This window comes from Streptomyces sp. NPDC020807 (assembly GCF_040641575.1).
Lineage (GTDB): Bacteria > Actinomycetota > Actinomycetes > Streptomycetales > Streptomycetaceae > Streptomyces.
Map to the genome: position 1 here is coordinate 14545 of NZ_JBFADU010000016.1, position 19550 is coordinate 34094.

16 protein-coding genes are annotated in these 19550 nt (G+C 72.7%); 12 read left to right on the top strand and 4 right to left on the bottom strand.

Going from position 1 to position 19550, the window contains the following annotated elements:
* Positions 1 to 9: 9 nt before the first annotated feature.
* Positions 10 to 882 carry a lytic polysaccharide monooxygenase gene (locus AB0G79_RS22285; RefSeq protein WP_360809032.1) on the top strand — a complete coding sequence of 291 codons (873 nt, stop codon included), beginning with the start codon at positions 10 to 12 and terminating at the stop codon, positions 880 to 882.
* A gap of 52 nt (positions 883 to 934) precedes the next feature.
* Here the strand turns inward: AB0G79_RS22285 and AB0G79_RS22290 are convergent, their stop codons facing one another.
* Both AB0G79_RS22290 and lon read right to left on the bottom strand, forming a co-directional pair.
* Entirely contained in the window at positions 935 to 1426 is a 492-nt protein-coding gene (locus AB0G79_RS22290) for a DUF4240 domain-containing protein (protein ID WP_360809034.1), read from the bottom strand.
* Between the two features lie 93 nt (positions 1427 to 1519).
* Complete coding sequence (gene lon, locus AB0G79_RS22295) at positions 1520 to 3937, bottom strand: endopeptidase La (protein ID WP_360809036.1); 2418 nt, start codon at positions 3935 to 3937, stop codon at positions 1520 to 1522.
* A gap of 165 nt (positions 3938 to 4102) precedes the next feature.
* Here lon and AB0G79_RS22300 point away from each other — a divergent pair, with 165 nt between their 5' ends.
* Complete coding sequence (locus AB0G79_RS22300; protein ID WP_360809038.1) at positions 4103 to 4756, top strand: GNAT family N-acetyltransferase; 654 nt, start codon at positions 4103 to 4105, stop codon at positions 4754 to 4756.
* A gap of 53 nt (positions 4757 to 4809) precedes the next feature.
* Complete coding sequence (locus AB0G79_RS22305; RefSeq protein ID WP_360809040.1) at positions 4810 to 5451, top strand: hypothetical protein; 642 nt, start codon at positions 4810 to 4812, stop codon at positions 5449 to 5451.
* Between the two features lie 31 nt (positions 5452 to 5482).
* Here the strand turns inward: AB0G79_RS22305 and AB0G79_RS22310 are convergent, their stop codons facing one another.
* Positions 5483 to 6121 (bottom strand): TetR/AcrR family transcriptional regulator, encoded by a 639-nt coding sequence (locus tag AB0G79_RS22310; protein ID WP_360809042.1) that lies wholly within the window; start codon positions 6119 to 6121, stop codon positions 5483 to 5485.
* Between the two features lie 148 nt (positions 6122 to 6269).
* Here AB0G79_RS22310 and AB0G79_RS22315 point away from each other — a divergent pair, with 148 nt between their 5' ends.
* The 7 genes from AB0G79_RS22315 to AB0G79_RS22345 all read left to right on the top strand — a co-directional run bounded on the left by AB0G79_RS22315 (position 6270) and on the right by AB0G79_RS22345 (position 16641).
* The gene (locus AB0G79_RS22315; RefSeq protein WP_360809044.1) at positions 6270 to 8030 is read left to right on the top strand and encodes a glycoside hydrolase family 3 N-terminal domain-containing protein; all 1761 of its coding nucleotides are present in this window, start codon (positions 6270 to 6272) and stop codon (positions 8028 to 8030) included.
* Positions 8031 to 8270: 240 nt separating this feature from the next.
* On the top strand, positions 8271 to 9335 hold the full coding sequence (locus tag AB0G79_RS22320) for a 5'/3'-nucleotidase SurE (protein ID WP_360809046.1): 1065 nt from the start codon (positions 8271 to 8273) through the stop codon (positions 9333 to 9335).
* Between the two features lie 129 nt (positions 9336 to 9464).
* On the top strand, positions 9465 to 10133 hold the full coding sequence (locus AB0G79_RS22325; protein WP_360809048.1) for a spermidine synthase: 669 nt from the start codon (positions 9465 to 9467) through the stop codon (positions 10131 to 10133).
* A 96-nt stretch (positions 10134 to 10229) separates the two neighbouring features.
* The gene (locus AB0G79_RS22330; RefSeq protein WP_360809050.1) at positions 10230 to 10967 is read left to right on the top strand and encodes a response regulator transcription factor; all 738 of its coding nucleotides are present in this window, start codon (positions 10230 to 10232) and stop codon (positions 10965 to 10967) included.
* 122 nt (positions 10968 to 11089) lie between these two features.
* Positions 11090 to 12142, top strand: coding sequence for a HAMP domain-containing sensor histidine kinase (locus tag AB0G79_RS22335; protein ID WP_360809273.1), 1053 nt, complete (start codon positions 11090 to 11092; stop codon positions 12140 to 12142).
* 290 nt (positions 12143 to 12432) lie between these two features.
* Complete coding sequence (locus AB0G79_RS22340; protein ID WP_360809052.1) at positions 12433 to 16242, top strand: multifunctional oxoglutarate decarboxylase/oxoglutarate dehydrogenase thiamine pyrophosphate-binding subunit/dihydrolipoyllysine-residue succinyltransferase subunit; 3810 nt, start codon at positions 12433 to 12435, stop codon at positions 16240 to 16242.
* A 213-nt stretch (positions 16243 to 16455) separates the two neighbouring features.
* Positions 16456 to 16641: a DUF6104 family protein gene (locus AB0G79_RS22345; protein ID WP_024761804.1), complete on the top strand. Its 186-nt coding sequence runs from the start codon at positions 16456 to 16458 to the stop codon at positions 16639 to 16641.
* 130 nt (positions 16642 to 16771) lie between these two features.
* On the opposite strand, the gene AB0G79_RS22350 is transcribed toward AB0G79_RS22345, so the two are convergent.
* Positions 16772 to 17587 carry a hypothetical protein gene (locus AB0G79_RS22350; protein WP_360809054.1) on the bottom strand — a complete coding sequence of 272 codons (816 nt, stop codon included), beginning with the start codon at positions 17585 to 17587 and terminating at the stop codon, positions 16772 to 16774.
* A 148-nt stretch (positions 17588 to 17735) separates the two neighbouring features.
* On the opposite strand from AB0G79_RS22350, the gene AB0G79_RS22355 reads away from it, so the two are divergent.
* Positions 17736 to 18608 (top strand): DUF4097 family beta strand repeat-containing protein, encoded by an 873-nt coding sequence (locus tag AB0G79_RS22355; RefSeq protein ID WP_360809055.1) that lies wholly within the window; start codon positions 17736 to 17738, stop codon positions 18606 to 18608.
* Position 18609: 1 nt separating this feature from the next.
* The gene (locus AB0G79_RS22360) at positions 18610 to 19548 is read left to right on the top strand and encodes a helix-turn-helix transcriptional regulator (protein WP_360809057.1); all 939 of its coding nucleotides are present in this window, start codon (positions 18610 to 18612) and stop codon (positions 19546 to 19548) included.
* Positions 19549 to 19550 lie beyond the last annotated feature (2 nt).

Here is a 19550-nt window from a genome sequence, read left to right on the forward strand (position 1 = left end):
AGCCCCCGCATGCCGTCCTCCCGCCGCACCGCCACCGGCGTCGCCGCCCTGTCCGCCGCCGCCGCGCTCGTCAGCCTCACCCCCGCCACCGCGAGCGCCCACGGTGCCGTCTTCAACCCCGTCAGCCGCGTCGCCGCCTGCTACGCCGAAGGGCCCGAGACCCCCAAGTCGCAGGTCTGCAAGGACCTCGTCGCCGACTCCGGCACCCAGCCGCTCTACGACTGGAACGAGGTCAACATCGCCAACGCCGACGGGAACCACCAGGCGCTCATCCCCGACGGCAAGCTCTGCTCGGCCAACCGCGCCAAGTACCGCGCGCTCGACTGGGCCCGCACCGACTGGCCCTCGACCGCCGTCGCCGCCGGGGCCTTCGACTTCAAGGTCCGCGTCACCGCGCCCCACTCCGGCACGATGACGATCTACATCACCAAGCCCGGCTTCGACCCCACGCAGCCCCTCAAGTGGTCGGACCTGGACGCCACCCCCGTGGCCGTCCACCCCACCACCCGCACCTCGCAGGACGGCTACTACAACTTCACCGGCAACCTCCCGGCCCGCACCGGCCGCCACATCGTCTACAAGGTGTGGCAGCGCAGCGACAGCCCCGAGGCCTTCTACAGCTGCTCGGACGTCACCTTCGGCGGCACCACCGCGGTCGCGGCGAAGGCCCCGACCGAGGCGAAGATCGCGGCCGGTGCCGACCTCTCCACCGTCAGCCACGCGGGCCACGGCGGCGACGAGCAGGCCCTGGCGCTCTCCGCCGACACCGCCGGCACCCCCGCCTCCCCGCTCCCGCTGGCCCTCGCGGGCGCGGGCGGCCTCGCCGCCTTCGCGGCGGGCACCCTGCTCCTCGGCCGCCGCCGGAACTCGTCGGTGAACTGACCCCCGTCGGACCCCCGCCGGACCCCCGTCCGCCCCAACCGCCCCCGTCCCCTCAGGAGGGGGAGGAGGTCGCCAGCTCCTCGACCGCGTCGAGGAACTCCTCCCCCTCGTCGTCCTCCTGGCCGGTCAGCTCGTCGTAGGCGTCCTGGGCCACGTAGTCCAGCTCCTCCCACTCGGGCCACTCGTCGTCGTCCCAGTCGCCCATCGGCCGCCCCACCAGGGCCCGCACCGCCGGCAGGCCGTCCAGCGTGCCCGGATCGGCGACGACCGACTCGTACGCCTCCCGCCCCTGCCCCACCAGCCAGAGCGTGAAGTAGTGGAAGGCGTCTTCGGTGAGGTGGCCGTGCTCGACGCGGTCGGCGGCGAGCCAGATCCCGCGTCTGTGAGCCGTGTCGCAGGCCCGCTCCAAGCGCACCTGGAACGCCACGCTCTCGGCCGCCGGCCGTCGCAGCAGCTCCGTCCGCAGCCACTCCAGCCGCTCGGCCCGGCTGCCGGGACGGCGGGTCGACTCGTCGATGAGGGCCCAGAAGGCGTCGTCGTTCATGCGTACGAGCATGACAGCCGCCACTGACAACGGCGGGGTGCTCCCGAAGGAGCACCCCGCCGTTGCCGTACGGGAGTTAAGCGGCCGCGCCGATCACGCCGCCACGCCCACCGGCACCGCCGCCGGCGCGAGCGCGATCTCCAGGACCTGCCGGACGTCCGTCACCGGGTGGACCTCCAGCTTCTCCAGGATCTCCGCCGGGACGTCGTCCAGGTCGGCCTCGTTCCGCTTGGGGATCACGACCGTCGTGATGCCCGCGCGGTGCGCCGCGAGCAGCTTCTGCTTCACGCCGCCGATCGGGAGGACCCGGCCGGTGAGGGAGACCTCGCCGGTCATGGCCACGTCCGTGCGGACCAGTCGGCCGCTGAGGAGCGACGCGAGGGCGGTCGTCATCGTGACGCCCGCGCTCGGGCCGTCCTTCGGGACGGCGCCCGCCGGGAAGTGGATGTGCACGCCGCGGTCCTTGAGGCCGGTGACCGGCAGTTCCAGCTCCGCGCCGTGCGAGCGGAGGAAGGAGAGCGCGATCTGCGCGGACTCCTTCATCACGTCGCCCAGCTGGCCGGTGAGCGTGAGTCCGGCGGCGCCGGTCTCGGGGTCGGCGAGGGACGCCTCGACGAAGAGGACGTCGCCGCCCGCGCCGGTCACGGCGAGACCGGTGGCGACACCGGGCACGGCCGTGCGCCGCTCGGCCGGGTCCTGCGCGGACTCCGGCACGTGGTGCGGCCGGCCGATGAGGTCCCGCAGGTCGTCCGGGGTGACCGTGAACGGCAGCTCGCGGTCGCCCAGTTCGTGCTGCGCGGTGACCTTGCGGAGCAGCCGGGCGACGGCCCGCTCCAGGGTGCGGACGCCCGCCTCACGGGTGTACTCGCCGGCGAGCTTCCGCAGCGACGCGTCCTCCAGGACGACCTCGCCGGGCTCGAGACCGGCCCGCTCCAGCTGGCGCGGGAGGAGGTGGTCGCGGGCGATGACGACCTTCTCGTCCTCGGTGTAGCCGTCGAGGCGCACGAGCTCCATGCGGTCGAGCAGTGCCTCGGGAATCGCCTCCAGCACGTTGGCGGTCGCGAGGAAGACGACGTCGCTCAGATCGAGTTCGACCTCCAGGTAGTGGTCGCGGAAGGTGTGGTTCTGCGCCGGGTCGAGGACTTCGAGGAGGGCGGCCGCCGGGTCGCCCCGGAAGTCGGAGCCGACCTTGTCGATCTCGTCGAGCAGGACCACCGGGTTCATGGACCCGGCCTCCTTGATCGCCCGCACGATCCGGCCGGGCAGCGCGCCCACGTACGTACGCCGGTGTCCGCGGATCTCGGCCTCGTCCCGTACGCCGCCGAGGGCGACCCGCACGAACTTCCGTCCCATGGCGTGGGCGACGGACTCGCCGAGCGAGGTCTTTCCGACGCCGGGCGGGCCGACGAGGGCGAGGACGGCGCCGCCGCGGCGGCCGCCGATGACGCCGAGGCCGCGGTCGGCGCGGCGCTTGCGGACGGCGAGGTACTCGGTGATGCGCTCCTTCACGTCCGCGAGACCCGCGTGCTCGGCGTCGAGGATCGCCTGGGCGCCGGGGATGTCGTACTGGTCCTCCGTGCGCTCGTTCCACGGCAGTTCGAGGACGGTGTCCAGCCAGGTGCGGATCCAGGAGCCCTCGGGGGACTGGTCGCTGGAGCGCTCCAGCTTCTCGACCTCCTTGAGGGCCGCCTCGCGGACCTTCTCGGGCAGGTCGGCGGCCTCCACGCGGGCGCGGTAGTCGTCGGACTCGTCCCCCGCGCCCCCCGAGGAGTCCCCGTTGAGTTCGCGGAGCTCCTTGCGCACGGCGTCGAGCTGGCGGCGGAGCAGGAACTCGCGCTGCTGCTTGTCGACGCCCTCCTGGACGTCCTTGGCGATGGTCTCCGCCACGTCCTGCTCGGCGAGGTGCTCGCGGAGCTGTGCGGTGGCGAGCCTGAGGCGGGCGACGGGGTCGGCGGCCTCCAGCAGGGCCACCTTCTGATCGACCGTGAGGAAGGGCGAGTATCCGGCGTTGTCGGCGAGGGCGCCGACGCCGTCGATCTGCTGGACGCGGTCGACGACCTGCCAGGCGCCGCGCTTCTTGAGCCAGCTGGTGGCGAGCGCCTTGTACTCCGTGACCAGCTCGGTCACGGCGCCGGGCAGCGGATCGGGCAGGGTCTCCTCGACGGTCGCGCCCTCGACCCACAGGGCGGCACCGGGCCCGGTCGTCCCGGCCCCGATCCGGACGCGCCCGAGGCCGCGGATGAGCGCGCCGGGGTCGCCGTCGGAGAGCCGTCCGACCTGCTCGACGGTGCCGAGGACGCCGATCCCCGCGTAGGTCCCGTCGACCCGCGGCACGAGCAGCACCCGCGGCTTCCCGGCCCCGCCGTGCGCGGCGGCCTGCGCGGCCTCGACGGCGGCACGGACCTCGGTGTCGGACAGGTCGAGCGGCACCACCATGCCGGGCAGCACGACCTCGTCGTCGAGCGGCAGCACGGGCAGCGTGAGCGGCACGGACGTGGACTCAGAAGCCATGATCTCCCCTTCGGTGGTCTCCGGCGGACCTTCGGTGGTCGTCGGCATCAATCAAGTTGAGCTGTACCGACTCAATGCATGTGAGTCCGGGAATGTTCCCCGGGCGCTGTTCGCCCAGAGCGATCACCCCTCTGCGACCCCGCCCCTCTCCGATGTAATACCCCCATGGATATCTCATCTATTACTTCTGCCTGGGTGGCCGGCTGGACCGTCTCGCGCGGAACACCGGCCGCGGTCGTCGAACCCTGGGGCTTCAGCGTCCAGGTCGGACTTCCCCGGCACGTCCTGCGGCACGTCCTGCCCGCCCCCGACGCCGCGACCGTGGGCGCGCTGTGCGCGCGGCTGACGGAGCCGTACAGCTGGCTCAAGGTGGTGGCCGAGCCGGAGGAGGTCGCCGGGTGGATCGGCGGGACGGCGGCCGGCGAGGCGTGGACGGTCCCCGACGACCCGGGCTTCCTGATGGTCAAGCCGCTGGACCCGGGCGTGCGGCCCGCGCCGCCCGAGGGGTACGCGCGGACCGTCGAGGTCCGGGACGGGGTCGTGCGCGTCCGGATCCTGGCCGCCGACGGCTCGCTCGCCGCCCGCGGTCAGATCGCCGCGACCGGCGCCACCGCCGTCGCCGACCAGATCGAGACGGACCCCGCCCACCGGCGGCGCGGCCTCGGCGCGAACGTCATGCTCACCCTCGAAGCCGCCGCCGCGCAGGCCGGCGCCGCGACCGGCGTCCTGGCGGCGACCACGGACGGCCGCGCGCTCTACGCGTCGCTGGGGTGGCGGTACCGGGGGCCGCTGACGGGCGTCGTCCGGTCGGAGGGCTGACGGAGTCGGCGGGCCGGCTGCGCGGCGGGGCCCCTGGCGGGCATGCTCGACCCATGGGAAACGGAGCCGGAGACGGTGTACGGGGACGGGCACTCGGCGCGCTGCTGCTCGCGGGCGTCCTGACCTGCGGCGTCGCCGCCTGCGACACGGCCACGCCGCCGGACGCGGGCGCGGGCGGGTCGACGTCGGCATCGACGTCGATGTCGACATCGGCATCGACATCAACATCGACATCGACCGACATCGTGACGACGGCGGCGACCACCTCGGCGGCGCCGCCCGCCCCCTCCGCCCCCTCCACTCCCGCCACCGAGCCTCGGACCACCACTCCCCCGCCGTCCGAACCCCAGCCGTCCGCGGTCCTCGTCGACGTGGCCGTCACCGGCGGCTTCGCCGGGGTCCGCAACCGGCTCGTCGTCCACGAGGACGGCGCCTGGACCTCCCACTCCGCCGCCAAGCCGCCCCGCACGGGCCACCAGACCCCCGCCGAGGCCGCCGCCCTGCGGGCCGCCCTGGAGGATCCGGCCTTCGCCGAGCTCCCGGAGCGCCCCGCCGGCACCCCGGTCGCCGACGGGTTCACGTACACCCTCACCTACCGCCACCGCGTCGTCGTCGCCGACGACCGCGAGCGCCCGCCCGCCCTCCAGCGCGTCTTCGACGCCCTCCCGGACGGCGGCCCGCCGACCGCCCCGTGAGCCGGGGAGCCCTCCGGGACGCCCGTCCGCGTCAGTCGCGCGCCGCGATCGCCGCGTACTGCCGTTCCAGGGAGGAGCGGACACGGGCCGGCATGTTCATCGAGTCCGGGTCCAGGGCCCACTGGATCTGGAGGCCGTCCATGATCGCCAGGTGTTCCTGGCCGACGGCGCGGCAGTCGGTGTCGGGGCGCAGCTCCCCGCTCCGTACGCCTTCCTCCAGGAGTTCGACCATGTGCCGGAGCACGCGCGCGTAGCGCTCCTTGAAGTACTCGTGGGCGGGGTGGCCGAGGTTGCCGGACTCGCCCACGAGGACGTTGAACATGCGGACGATGCCGGGGCGCCGGGTGTTCTCCTCGATCAGGGCGACGAGGGTCTCCAGGTAGGCCGCGTACGACTCCGGCACCTCGCTGAACAGGCGCTCCACGTCGTGCTGTTCGCTCTGCGCGAGGACCGAGAGGAGGAGGTCCTCCTTGCTGCGGAAGTGGTGGAGCAGGCCGCCCTGGGTGATGCCGCAGTCGTGGGCGATGCGGGCGAGCGAGGAGGCGTGGAAGCCCCAGCGCCCGAAGTGGTCGACGGCGGTGTCCAGGATCTTCTGGCGGCGCGCGTCGCCGACCGCGTAACTGCCCCGGCCTGCGGGTTTACGGGGCGGGGCGTCCTTCTTCTCCGGCATGGGCCCACCCTAGCGGCGCCCCTCACCACCCCCACGGGTCGGTGACCCAGGTCACATTCTAGAAACCTAGTACCCACTCGGTTTTCACGCTTAGCCTGTGGCCGTCCGCCTGACAGCCCGACCCCGTCCCCACTCCAGGAGCCCCGACATGCACCCGTACCAGGACCCCAGCCGTCCCGTGGACGAGCGCGTCGAGGACCTCCTCGGCCGGATGACCCCGGAGGAGAAGGCCGGTCAGCTCTTCCACTCGATGCTGATGATGAACCCGGACGGCACCCCGGTGACCGAGTCCGGGGACGGCTCGCGCCGCGAGCTCACCACCCCGCAGCTCATCGAGGACCGGCAGCTCACCCACTTCAACCTCCTCGGCAGCTACGGCGCCCGCGAGATGGCCCAGTGGCACAACGCGGTCCAGGAGATGGCGGCGTCCACCCGCCTCGGCATCCCCGTGTCGCTCTCCACCGACCCGCGTCACTCCTTCACCGAGAACATCGGCGCCTCCTTCAACGCCGGCGCCTTCTCCGCCTGGCCCGAGGCCCTCGGCCTCGCCGCCGTCGGCGACCCGGAGCTCGTCTTCCGCTTCGCCGACACCGTCCGCCGCGAATACCTCTCCGTCGGCTTCCGCACCGCGCTCCACCCGCAGATCGACCTCGCGACCGAGCCCCGCTGGTCCCGTCAGTCCGGCACCTTCGGCTCCGACGCGAAGCTGACGGGCGAGCTCGTGGAGGCGTACGTCCGCGGGCTCCAGGGCGAGACCTTCGGCACCGGGTCGGTCTCCTCGATGGTCAAGCACTTCCCGGGCGGCGGCCCGCAGAAGGACGGCGAGGACCCGCACTTCCCGCACGGCAAGGAGCAGGTCTACCCGGGCGGCATGCGGGAGCACCACCTGGAGCCCTTCCGGCACGCGGTCGCCGCCGGCTGCCGCCAGATGATGCCGTACTACGGCCAGCCGATCGGCACCGACTGGGAGGAGGTCGGCTTCGGCTTCAACAAGGGCGTCGTCACCGGCCTGCTCCGCGAGGAGCTCGGCTTCACCGGCATCGTCTGCACCGACTGGGGCCTCCTCACGGACGCGCCGATCTTCGGCGAGCTGCACGTGGCCCGCGCCTGGGGCGTCGAGCACCTGAGCGTCGCCGAGCGCACCGCGAAGGCGCTGGACGCGGGCGTCGACCAGTTCGGCGGCGAGGAGTGCCCCGAGGTGATCGTCGAGCTGATGGCCTCGGGCCGGATCTCCGAGGAGCGCATCGACGCCTCCGTACGCCGCCTGCTGCGCGAGAAGTTCCTCCTCGGCCTCTTCGACGAGCGCCGCTACGTCGACCCCGACGAGGCCGCGGAGACCGTCGGCCGCGCCGACTTCACCGCCGCGGGTGCCGCCGCCCAGCGCCGCTCCCTCACCGTCCTCACCGACGGCCCGCTCCCGCTCTCCGGACGGCCGCGGCTGTACGTGGAGAACGTCGACCCGGCGACGGCGGAGTCGTACGGCGAGGTCGTCGCCGACCCGGCCGACGCCGAGCTCGCGGTGCTGCGGCTCCGCACCCCGTACGAGGTGCGCCCCAACCGCTTCGAGTCCTTCTTCCACTCCGGCTCGCTCGCCTTCCCCGAGCCCGAGCTGAACCGGATCCTCGGTCTGCTCACCGCCGTGCCGACCGTCGTCTGCGTCAACCTGGAGCGTCCGGCGGTCCTGCCGGAGATCGCCGAGCACGCGGCGGCGCTGATCGCCGACTTCGGGGCGAGCGACGGGGCGCTGCTCGACGTGGCCTTCGGCCGCGCCAAGGCCGAGGGGCGGCTGCCCTTCGAGCTGCCGCGCTCGATGGCGGCGGTCGAGGCGGCCCGGCCGGACGTGCCGAACGACACCGCCGACCCGGTGTTCGCGCACGGCCACGGCCTGGAGCTCCGGCTGCCGGACTAGGGACGGTCCGGCGGATCAGGGCCGTACAGGCCCCACCCGCCGGGACCGTCCCGGCAGCAACCCGTGCCGGGCCCGCCCGGCACACCCACGGACCGCGGGGTACCTGAACGACCCCGCGCACCGGTCCGGGGGCCTGCCCGTGGGGGGCCGGGCCCCCGGATCATCCCCACCCCTCACGCGCCCCTCACGCGCCCCTCACCCCCTCCCCTGCCTGCATGTCATGCACCTGAAGGGTTCCCCATGCGCAAGTACGCCGCCCTGGCCTCCGCCGCCGCGCTGCTCACCAGCCTCGGCGCCACCGCCTACGCCACCACCGCCGACAGCGCCGCCCCCGCCGCCCGGCCCCTCACCGGGATGCGGATCCTGATCTCCAACGACGACTCGATGCAGGCCGCCAAGGCGAGCAACTCCGACGGCCTCGGCCTGTACGAGCTCCGCCGCTCGATGTGCGCCGCCGGCGCCGACGTCGTCGTCATGGCCCCCTGGCAGGTCCAGTCCGGCAAGGGCACCGCCGTCACCAACGGCGGCGTCGTCACCGCCCAGCGCCGCACCGCCCTGCCCGCCGGGTACGAGAACGACTGCTCGGGCGCCCCCTCCCACGGCGCGGTCTACGGCGTCTGCCTCTCCGACGGGCCCTGCGCCAAGGACACCCCGAGCGCCACCCCCGCCGACACCGTGAAGCTCGCCCTGCGCGGCGGCCTCAAGGCCAAGGTCGGCTGGGACGGCGCCCCCGACCTCGTCCTGACCGGCATCAACTCCGGCCCGAACGTCGCCGCGAGCGTCAACGACTCCGGTACGGTCGGCGCCGCCGTCGCCGCCGTCGACCAGGGCGTCCCGGCCGTCGCCTTCTCCTCCTCCGGGGACGAGAGCGCCTTCCACTTCCCCCGGGTCAACTACCGCGCCAACGCGGAGTTCGGCGCGCGGTTCGTCGCCGGCCTCAGGCAGCGCGGCCTGCTGACCCCGAAGTTCGCCCTCAAGGTCGACTACCCGGACGTCAGCGCGGGCGCCCCCGCCAAGGCCCCGGTCTGGACCCGGGTCGGCGACGGCGCCGTCGTCTACCACGCGTTCGAGCAGCGCGGGGACGGCGACTCCTTCGACATCGCGCTCGGACTCTGCGAGGGCGGCGAGACCGAGGGCGAGTGCGCCGAGAACCGCAAGGACGCCGACTCCACCTGGCTGCTCGGCAAGGGCCACGTCACCGTCGCCCCGATCACCTGGGACCGGACGTACGGCTCCCCGGTCGACGCCCGCCGCGAGCTGAACCGGATCGAGCAGTACGTGAAGCACGAGGCCCCGCGCCCGTAACCCCGTACCACCACCTCGGTGACCGTGCGGCTCCGTAAGGTGTTTGTCCCGGCCGCCCCCGCTCGGCGAGGATGGCCGGGTCAGATGCCTGCCGAGACACGAGACACGAGACACGAGCGGAGTACGAGCATGTCCTCCCCCCTGACCCTCGACCGCCGCGAAGGGCCGTACGGCGAAGTGGTGCTGCGCCGGCGCGCGGAGCACTTCGAGATCATCGCCAACGGCACCTTCCTCATGGACACCTCCGACGGGCGCTCGGAGCGGCTGCTCGTCGACGCCGCCCTCGACGCCCTGCCCGAGTCGGCCCGCGCGGGTGCCTCGGTGCTCGTCGGCGGGCTCGGGGTGGGCTTCTCGCTGGCGCACGCCGCGGCGGACCCGCGCTGGGGCCGGATCGTCGTGGTCGAGCGGGAGGAGGCGATCATCGACTGGCACCGCAGCGGGCCGCTGTCCGCGATCTCCGGGCGCGCGCTCGCCGACCCGAGGACCGTGATCCTGCACACGGACCTCGTGGAGTACCTCCGCACGAGCCCCGACACCTACGACGCCCTCTGTCTGGACATCGACAACGGGCCGGAGTGGACGGTCACGGAGGACAACGAAAGCCTTTACTCCGCGCAGGGGTTGGCGACCTGCGCGGCCCGGCTCAACCCCGGCGGGGTCCTCGCCGTGTGGTCGGCGCGGCCGTCCGGGGATTTCGACGACTCGTTGCGGAATGCCGGATTCCTCGGGGTACGGACCGAAGAGATCCCCGTTGCCCGGGGCGTCCCCGACGTCGTCCACCTCGCCGTACGCCCCTGACCGCACCCGGACGGACCGGGGAGGACTCCTGGATAGCCGGGACGCCGCCGGTACCTCTAGGCTGCTGCACCGACATCGGCGACGCGAGGCGGGGCAATGGACCAGACACACACCACTCACCACGGTGCGGCGGCCACTCCCGGGGCCCAGCGGCGGGTCCTGGTGGTCGAGGACGACGCGACGATCGTGGAAGCGATCTCCGCCCGGCTGCGCGCCGAGGGCTTCCTCGTCCAGACCGCGACGGACGGCCCCTCGGCCGTCGACGCCGCCGAGGCCTGGCAGCCGGACCTCATGCTCCTTGACGTGATGCTCCCGGGCTTCGACGGCCTGGAGGTCTGCCGCCGGGTCCAGGCCCAGCGGCCCGTCCCGGTCCTCATGCTCACCGCCCGCGACGACGAGACCGACATGCTGGTCGGGCTCGGGGTCGGCGCGGACGACTACATGACCAAGCCGTTCTCGATGCGGGAGCTGGCCGCCCGCGTCCACGTCCTGCTCCGCCGGGTCGAGCGGGCCGCCCTCGCGGCCGTCACCCCGCGCAGCGGGATCCTGCGCCTGGGCGAGCTGGAGATCGACCACGCGCAGCGCCGGGTCCGGGTCCGCTCCGAGGACGTGCACCTGACCCCGACCGAGTTCGACCTCCTCGTCTGCCTGGCGGGCACCCCGCGGGCGGTCCTCTCCCGCGAGCAGCTCCTCGCCGAGGTGTGGGACTGGGCGGACGCCTCGGGCACCCGGACCGTGGACAGCCACATCAAGGCGCTGCGCCGGAAGATCGGCGCCGAGCGCATCCGTACGGTCCACGGGGTCGGGTACGCGCTGGAGACCCCGGCGCCGTGAACCTCCCCCAGGGGCGGAGGCGGCCCGGCGCCGCCCGCCGCTCCGGCGGCTCCGGTGCCGTCGGCTCCGGTGCCGTCGGCTCCGGCGGCGGCTCCGGGAGCCCCGCGCGGGGCCGGCGCCGGATCGCCGTCTCGGTCAAGACCAAGCTGGGCGCGCTCGTCGTCGGCGCGGTCCTGCTGACGTCCTGCCTCGCCCTGGTGGCGATCCGGACCTCCACCGAGTTCCGGTACATCACGATCTTCGCGATGATCGCGACCCTGCTGATCACCCAGTTCGTGGCGCAGTCGCTGACCGCGCCGCTGGACGAGATGAACACGGTGGCCCGGTCGATCTCGCGCGGCGACTTCAGCCGCCGGGTGCGGGGCGCGGGCCGGCGGGACGAGCTGGGCGACCTCGCCGGGACGATCAACCGGATGGCGGACGACCTGGAGGCCGTCGACCGGCACCGCAAGGAGCTCGTGGCGAACGTCTCGCACGAGCTGCGGACCCCGATCGCCGCCCTGCGGGCCGTCCTGGAGAACGTGGTGGACGGGGTCTCCGAGGCCGACCCGGAGACGATGCGGTCGGCGCTGAAGCAGACGGAGCGGCTGGGCCGGCTGGTCGAGACGCTGTTGGACCTGTCCCGTCTTGACAACGGTGTCGTGGCGCTGCGGGTGAGCCGTTTCGAGGTGTGGCCGTACCTGTCGGGCGTGCTGCGGGAGGCGAACCTCGCCGCGGCGCAGCGCGGTCTGTTCTCGACCTCGGGGCTCCACCACCGCACGGACGTCCACCTGCGCCTGGACGTGTCGCCGCCGGAGCTGATCGCGCACGCGGACGTGGAGCGGCTGCACCAGGTCCTCGCGAACCTGATCGACAACGCGGTGAAGCACTCGCCGCCGCACGGCCGGGTGACGGTACGGGCCCGGCGCGGCGGCTACCCGGGCTCGCTGGAGCTGGAGGTCGAGGACGAGGGCCCCGGCATCCCGGAGGCGGAGCGGTACAAGGTCTTCGAGCGGTTCAACCGGGGCACGACGCCGGACCGGCAGGGTCCGGGCAGCGACGGCGGCACCGGTCTGGGCCTCGCGATCGCCCGCTGGGCCGTGGAACTGCACGGTGGCGAGATCGGCGTGGCCGAATCGTCACGGGGCTGCCGCATCCGGGTCACTCTTCCGGGCAGCCTTCCGGCGAGAGATTGACGTAGGGTTCGAACCGGAAGAGCACGTTCTGCGTGTGAGTAGGCGGGACCTGCGCGCACCTGAACGGCGTGCGATCAGGGATGCGGTCAAAGCGGGCCGCGCCCGCGCTTTTCCGTACCCTCACACCTGCGGAACCCCGCATGTTTCCCGCCATTCACGGCCCCGAAACACCCCGTCAAGTGTGACTTGCGCGACGTTGGACGGCCCGGCCTGCACCTCCCGGCCGGACAGGCGTAGCCTTTATTTCCGCTGTCCATCACCTTGTGAAGCGGAAGAGGGCGGTTGCCGCCGTGTCGTCTCAGTCCCCCAGTACCCCGAGCTCCCCGACCGACCAAGACGGGCAGGGGAAGAACCCTGCCAACGCCTTCGGTGCCAATGAGTGGCTCGTCGACGAGATCTACCAGCAGTACCTCCAGGACCCGAATTCGGTCGATCGTGCCTGGTGGGACTTCTTCGCCGACTACAAGCCGGGAGTGACGTCGGAGACCCCGACCGCCCCGGCCGCCACCACCACGCAGAGCGCGCCGGTCGCGCCGCAGGCGGGCCCCGCACAGGCCGCGCCTTCGGCTCCCGCCGCCGTTCCGGCTCCCGCGCCCGCCCCGGCCGCGGCTCCGGCCGCCCCGGCTCCGGCCCCGGCGCCCGTGAAGCCTGCCGCGGCTCCCGCGCCGGCCGCCGCGAAGCCCGCCGCCGCTCCGGCGCCGGTCAAGGCCGCGCCTGCCGCCGAGGCCCCCGTCGGCCCCGAGCTGATCACGCTGCGCGGCCCCGCCGCCGCGGTCGCGAAGAACATGAACGCCTCCCTGGAGGTGCCGACGGCCACGTCCGTCCGCGCCGTCCCGGTGAAGCTGCTCTTCGACAACCGGATCGTGATCAACAACCACCTGAAGCGTGCCCGGGGCGGGAAGATCTCCTTCACGCACCTGATCGGCTACGCGATGGTGCAGGCGATCAAGGCCATGCCGTCGATGAACTACTCCTTCGCGGAGAAGGACGGCAAGCCGACCCTGGTCAAGCCGGAGCACGTCAACTTCGGTCTCGCGATCGACCTGGTGAAGCCGAACGGCGACCGCCAGCTCGTCGTCGCGGGCATCAAGAAGGCCGAGACGCTCAACTTCTTCGAGTTCTGGCAGGCGTACGAGGACATCGTGAAGCGGGCCCGCGTGGGCAAGCTGACGATGGAGGACTTCACCGGCGTCACGGTCTCCCTGACCAACCCCGGCGGCCTCGGCACCGTCCACTCCGTCCCGCGTCTGATGCCCGGACAGTCGGTCATCATGGGCGTCGGCTCGATGGACTACCCGGCCGAGTTCCAGGGCACGTCCCAGGACACCCTGAACAAGCTGGGCATCTCGAAGGTCATGACCCTGACCTCGACCTACGACCACCGGGTCATCCAGGGCGCCGCCTCCGGCGAGTTCCTGCGGATCGTCGCGAACTTCCTCCTCGGCGAGGAGGGCTTCTACGACGACATCTTCAAGGCCCTGCGCATCCCCTACGAGCCGGTCCGCTGGCTCAAGGACATCGACGCGTCGCACGACGACGACGTCACCAAGGCCGCGCGCGTCTTCGAGCTCATCCACTCCTACCGGGTCCGCGGCCACGTCATGGCCGACACCGACCCGCTGGAGTACAAGCAGCGCAAGCACCCCGACCTGGACATCACCGAGCACGGCCTCACCCTGTGGGACCTGGAGCGCGAGTTCGCGGTCGGCGGCTTCGCCGGCAAGTCGATGATGAAGCTCCGCGACATCCTCGGCGTCCTGCGCGACTCGTACTGCCGCACCACCGGCGTCGAGTTCATGCACATCCAGGACCCGAAGCAGCGCAAGTGGATCCAGGACCGCGTCGAGCGCCCGCACGCCCGTGTGGAGCGCGAGGAGCAGCTCCGGATCCTGCGCCGCCTCAACGCGGCGGAGGCCTTCGAGACCTTCCTGCAGACGAAGTACGTCGGCCAGAAGCGCTTCTCCCTGGAGGGCGGCGAGTCCGTCATCCCGCTGCTCGACGCGGTCATCGACTCGGCCGCCGAGTCGCGCCTCGACGAGGTCGTCATCGGCATGGCCCACCGCGGCCGTCTGAACGTCCTCGCGAACATCGTCGGCAAGTCGTACGCGCAGATCTTCCGCGAGTTCGAGGGCAACCTCGACCCGAAGTCGATGCACGGCTCCGGCGACGTCAAGTACCACCTGGGCGCCACCGGCACCTTCACCGGTCTCGACGGCGAGCAGATCACGGTCTCCCTGGCCGCCAACCCCTCCCACCTGGAGGCGGTCGACCCGGTCCTGGAAGGCATCGTCCGCGCCAAGCAGGACGTCATCAACAAGGGCGGCACGGACTTCACCGTCCTGCCGGTCGCCCTCCACGGTGACGCGGCCTTCGCGGGCCAGGGCGTCGTCGCCGAGACCCTGAACATGTCGCAGCTGCGGGGCTACCGCACCGGCGGCACGGTCCACATCGTGATCAACAACCAGGTCGGCTTCACCGCCGCCCCGGAGTCCTCGCGTTCCTCGATGTACGCGACCGACGTGGCCCGCATGATCGAGGCGCCGATCTTCCACGTGAACGGCGACGACCCGGAGGCCGTGGTCCGCGTCGCGCGGCTCGCCTTCGAGTTCCGCCAGACGTTCAACAAGGACGTCGTGATCGACCTCATCTGCTACCGCCGCCGCGGTCACAACGAGGGCGACAACCCGCAGTTCACCAACCCGCAGATGTACAACCTGATCGACAAGAAGCGTTCGGTGCGCAAGCTGTACACCGAGTCGCTCATCGGTCGCGGTGACATCACCCTCGAAGAGGCGGAGCAGGCGCTCCAGGACTTCCAGGGCCAGCTGGAGAAGGTGTTCGCGGAGGTCCGCGAGGCCACCGCCGCGCCGTCGGCGACGACCGTCCCGGACGCCAAGGCCGAGTTCCCGGTCGCCGTCACCACCGCGGTCTCCGCCGAGGTCGTGAAGCGGATCGCCGAGTCGCAGGTCAACGTGCCGGAGCGGATCACGGTCCACCCGCGCCTGATGCCGCAGATGCAGCGCCGCGCGGCCTCCATCGACGACGGCACCATCGACTGGGGCTTCGGCGAGACCCTCGCCATCGGCTCCCTGCTGATGGAGGGCACCCCGGTCCGTCTCTCGGGCCAGGACTCCCGCCGCGGCACCTTCGGCCAGCGCCACGCGGTCCTGGTCGACCAGGAGACCGGCGAGGACTACACCCCGCTGCTCTACCTCGCCGAGGACCAGGCCCACTACAACGTCTACGACTCGCTGCTCAGCGAGTACGCGGCGATGGGCTTCGAGTACGGCTACTCGCTGGCCCGCCCGGACTCCCTGGTCATCTGGGAGGCCCAGTTCGGTGACTTCGTCAACGGCGCGCAGACCGTCGTCGACGAGTTCATCTCCTCGGCCGAGCAGAAGTGGGGCCAGACCTCCGGCGTCACGCTGCTCCTGCCGCACGGCTACGAGGGCCAGGGCCCGGACCACTCGTCCGCGCGCCCGGAGCGCTTCCTCCAGATGTGCGCCCAGGACAACATGACGGTCGCCATGCCGACGCTGCCGTCGAACTACTTCCACCTCCTGCGCTGGCAGGTGCACAACCCGCACCACAAGCCGCTCATCGTCTTCACCCCGAAGTCGATGCTGCGTCTGAAGGCGGCGGCGTCGAAGGTCGAGGAGTTCACCACCGGCGGCTTCCGCCCGGTGATCGGCGACAGCACGGTCAACCCGGCCGACGTCCGCAAGGTCGTCTTCTGCGCCGGCAAGGTCTACTACGACCTGGAGGCCGAGCGGCAGAAGCGTGGCGACACGGAGACCGCGATCATCCGTCTGGAGCGCCTGTACCCGCTGCCGGGTGCCGAGCTCCAGGCCGAGATCGCCAAGTACCCGAACGCCGCGAAGTACATCTGGGCGCAGGAGGAGCCGGCGAACCAGGGTGCGTGGCCGTTCATCGCGCTCAACCTGATCGACCACCTGGACCTGGCGGTCGGCGCGGACATCCCGGCGGGCGAGCGCCTGCGCCGGATCTCGCGTCCGCACTCCTCCTCCCCGGCGGTCGGCTCGGCCAAGCGCCACCAGGCGGAGCAGCAGCAGCTGGTCAACGAGGTCTTCGAGGCCTGATCGACCGGTCCGTACGTACGGAGGCCCGGCACCCCACTCGGGGTGCCGGGCCTCCGGCGTGTCCGGTCGCGGGTGGGCCGGTCGAGGGTGGGCGGGTCCCGGGTGGGTCGGTCGAGGGTGGGCGGGTCCCGGGTGGGCCGGTCGAGGGTGGGCAGGTCCCGGGTGGTCGGAGCCGCGGGACGGCCGTGCGGGGGCACGACCTATCCTGAGGGCATGTACTTCACCGACCGTGGCATCGAGGAACTGGAGAAGCGGCGCGGCGAGGAGGAGGTCACCTTCGAGTGGCTCGCCGAGCAGCTGCGGACCTTCGTCGACCTCAACCCCGACTTCGAGGTGCCGGTCGAGCGCCTCGCGACCTGGCTGGCCCGCCTGGACGACGACGAGGACGACGACGAGTAGGAAGCGCCACGGCCGCGGGCCGCGGGTCGGTGACCGCGCGGCCCGCGGCACGGCGGGTCGCCCCTGAGCCCGTCAGCGGTTCCTGAGCCGGCCCGGCGGTGCCTGAGCCCGTCAGCGGTCCCTCAGCCCGTCAGCGGTCCCTGAGCCGGTCGTAGGCGAGGCCGAACGCGCCGTGCGCGACGAGCAGTGCCCCCGCCGTCGCCCAGCCGCCGCTGCGTCGGCCGACGCCCCAGATCAGCAGCGGCAGGCCCGCCGCGAGCTGCGCCCCGCCCAGGACCCGGGCCTTGGGGCCGCGCAGGTACGGGCCGAGGGGCCCCTCCTCCACCATGTCGAGCTCCGCCCGGACGGCATCGCGCCAGCCGGGCCATTCGAGCTGCTCGGCGCCCTGCGAGAGGGCCACGGAGCGGAGCCGGTCGGCGCTGTCGCCGGGGACGAGTCCGGTCGGCAGCGCGAGGCCGACGCGACCGAGGATCGCGACGACGCCGAGGAGCCGGGTGTGGGCGTCGGCGTCCGGATCGGGCTTCGTGAGCGGTTCCAGGGCCTGGATGTCGAGGACGGGGTCGAGGGCGAGCCGGGCGGCGAAGGTGCGCATGGCCTCGTCCTCGCCGACGGGGGTGCCGTCGGCGAGCCAGGTGTAGCCGACGGTGCGGCGGAAGCCCGCGGCGAGCGTGATGCCGGCCCTGTCGCGGTCCCACCAGAGGGCGAGGACGGGCCAGGTCGCGGCGGAGACGGCGAGGGCGGTGGACCAGCCGGTGACGACCTGTTCGACGGGCTCGCCGCCGTGCAGCCAGGGCTTCCCCTCCGGTACGAGCACGCTCCAGTCGTCGCCCGCCGGGGCCAGGAGCAGGCGTTCCCTGAGCAGTTGGGCGGGCGGCCTGACCGTCGCGGGGTCGGCGCGGCAGAGCAGCAGCGCGCCTGAGGGGCTCGTTCCGGGTGTCGCGTTCATGGCCCCCACGCTAGCCAATTTGTCCGTGTACGGCCTTTATTGCCCCCTGCGTATCAGGGATGAGTCAGGGTTGACTTCGCCACTCCGCGATATATCGTGTTTTCGAGAGTCGCGATATGTTGCGTTGCCGAAACGGGAGGTCAGCACCATGGAAGAGTGGTCCGTCACCGAGCCGACGAAACTGGCGCCGGCCGAGCCCGTGACGCGCCTGCGGGTCCGGATCGTCAACGGCACGGTGAACGTGGTGGGCACGGACGAGAGTTCCGCCCGCGTCGAGATCTCCGAGATCGAGGGCCCGCCGCTGATCGTGACGCGGGACGGCTCGACGCTGACCGTGACGTACGAGGACCTCCAGTGGAAGAACGTCCTCCAGTGGCTGGACCGCAAGGGCCACCGGCGCCGCGCCGTCGTCTCCGTCGCCGTCCCCGCGGGCGCCGACGTCGAGGTGGGCGCGGTCGGCGCGGAGACGGTCGTCTCCGGGATCAGAGGGCGTACGGAGGTGCGCGGCGTCACCGGCGACACGACGCTCCTCGGGCTCTCCGGGCCGGTCCGCGCCGAGAGCGTCTCGGGGAACCTTGAGGCGCAGTCGGTGACGGGCGCGCTGAAGATCTCTTCCGTGACCGGCTCCGTGACGGTGATCGAGGGCGCGAGCGACTCGGTGAAGGCCGAGACGGTCAGCGGGGACATGGTCATCGACCTCGACCAGACGGCCGGGACGGACGGCCCGCCGGCCGACATCCGGCTCTCCAGCGTCTCCGGCGAGGTGGCGATCCGGCTGCCGCACCCGGCCGACGCGCGCGTCGAGGCGAGCACCACGAGCGGTTCCGTGACGAACGGCTTCGAGGACCTGCGGGTGGCCGGGCAGTGGGGCACCAAGTCCCTCACCGGCACCCTCGGTTCGGGCCGGGGGACGCTGAAGGCGACCACGGTCTCGGGCTCCCTGACGCTGCTCCGCCGCCCCGAGCCGGCCGAGGACACCGAGTCCGCCGCAAGCTCCCCCACGACCGGAAAGGTGCTCTGACATGCCGCCCGTCTTCGCCCACGGCCGCCTCCGGCTCTACCTGCTCAAGCTGCTCGACGAGGCCCCCCGCCACGGCTACGAGGTGATCCGCCTCCTGGAGGAGCGCTTCCAGGGGCTCTACGCGCCGTCGGCAGGCACCGTCTACCCCAGACTGGCCAAGCTGGAGGCCGAGGGGCTCGTCACGCACGCCAGCGAGGGCGGCCGGAAGGTGTACTCGATCACGGACGCGGGCCGCGCCGAGCTCGCGGGCCGGGCCGCCGAACTGACCGACCTGGAGCGGGAGATCCGGGAGTCGGTCTCGGAGCTGGCGGCGGAGATCCGCGACGACGTGCGGGGCGCGGCGGGCCGGGTGCGCAGTGAGATGCGCGCGGCGGCCGGCCGGACGCGCACGACGGAGGGCTCGTCGTTCGCCGAGGCGAAGGAGGAGCTGCGCCGGGCCAAGGCGGAGTGGAAGGAGCAGGCCCGCCAGGCCAAGGCGGAGGCGCAGTCGGCCCGCCACCAGGCGAAGGAGTTCCAGCGGATCGCCCAGCAGGTGCAGGAGGAGGTCCAGGACCGCTTCGGCCGCGGCGACTGGCCCAAGGGCGTCTGGGAGGGCCTCTCGGGCATCACGGCCCAGCTGGGCGGCCTGGTCGCGTCCACGACCCACCCGAAGGCGTCGGAGGCCTCCCCCGAGACCGCCGGAACCCCCGGCACCCACCACGCCCCCGAAGCCCCCGGCGCCGCCCGCGCTCCGGAAGACGCCGAGTGGGCCGCCGACGCCACCCCCACGGGCCACCCGGCCCGCGACCTGGACCGGCTGCTCGACCGCTTCCGCGACGAGATCCGCGACGCGGCCCGCGACCACGGCGTGACGGAGGCCCAACTGGCCGAAGCCCGCGGCCATCTGTCGACGGCGGCGGCCCGCATCACGGAGGTGCTGGACCCGCGGCGCAAGCGCTGAGC

What these genes read in the sequence shown, in the direction of transcription:
- AB0G79_RS22285 (WP_360809032.1), top strand. Translation starts at nt 10, where the DNA reads ATGCCGTCCTCCCGCCGCACCGCCACCGGCGTCGCCGCCCTGTCCGCC.
- AB0G79_RS22290 (WP_360809034.1), bottom strand. Translation starts at nt 1,426, where the DNA reads ATGAACGACGACGCCTTCTGGGCCCTCATCGACGAGTCGACCCGCCGT.
- lon (WP_360809036.1), bottom strand. Translation starts at nt 3,937, where the DNA reads ATGGCTTCTGAGTCCACGTCCGTGCCGCTCACGCTGCCCGTGCTGCCG.
- AB0G79_RS22300 (WP_360809038.1), top strand. Translation starts at nt 4,103, where the DNA reads ATGGATATCTCATCTATTACTTCTGCCTGGGTGGCCGGCTGGACCGTC.
- AB0G79_RS22305 (WP_360809040.1), top strand. Translation starts at nt 4,810, where the DNA reads ATGGGAAACGGAGCCGGAGACGGTGTACGGGGACGGGCACTCGGCGCG.
- AB0G79_RS22310 (WP_360809042.1), bottom strand. Translation starts at nt 6,121, where the DNA reads ATGCCGGAGAAGAAGGACGCCCCGCCCCGTAAACCCGCAGGCCGGGGC.
- AB0G79_RS22315 (WP_360809044.1), top strand. Translation starts at nt 6,270, where the DNA reads ATGCACCCGTACCAGGACCCCAGCCGTCCCGTGGACGAGCGCGTCGAG.
- AB0G79_RS22320 (WP_360809046.1), top strand. Translation starts at nt 8,271, where the DNA reads ATGCGCAAGTACGCCGCCCTGGCCTCCGCCGCCGCGCTGCTCACCAGC.
- AB0G79_RS22325 (WP_360809048.1), top strand. Translation starts at nt 9,465, where the DNA reads ATGTCCTCCCCCCTGACCCTCGACCGCCGCGAAGGGCCGTACGGCGAA.
- AB0G79_RS22330 (WP_360809050.1), top strand. Translation starts at nt 10,230, where the DNA reads ATGGACCAGACACACACCACTCACCACGGTGCGGCGGCCACTCCCGGG.
- AB0G79_RS22345 (WP_024761804.1), top strand. Translation starts at nt 16,456, where the DNA reads ATGTACTTCACCGACCGTGGCATCGAGGAACTGGAGAAGCGGCGCGGC.
- AB0G79_RS22350 (WP_360809054.1), bottom strand. Translation starts at nt 17,587, where the DNA reads ATGAACGCGACACCCGGAACGAGCCCCTCAGGCGCGCTGCTGCTCTGC.
- AB0G79_RS22355 (WP_360809055.1), top strand. Translation starts at nt 17,736, where the DNA reads ATGGAAGAGTGGTCCGTCACCGAGCCGACGAAACTGGCGCCGGCCGAG.
- AB0G79_RS22360 (WP_360809057.1), top strand. Translation starts at nt 18,610, where the DNA reads ATGCCGCCCGTCTTCGCCCACGGCCGCCTCCGGCTCTACCTGCTCAAG.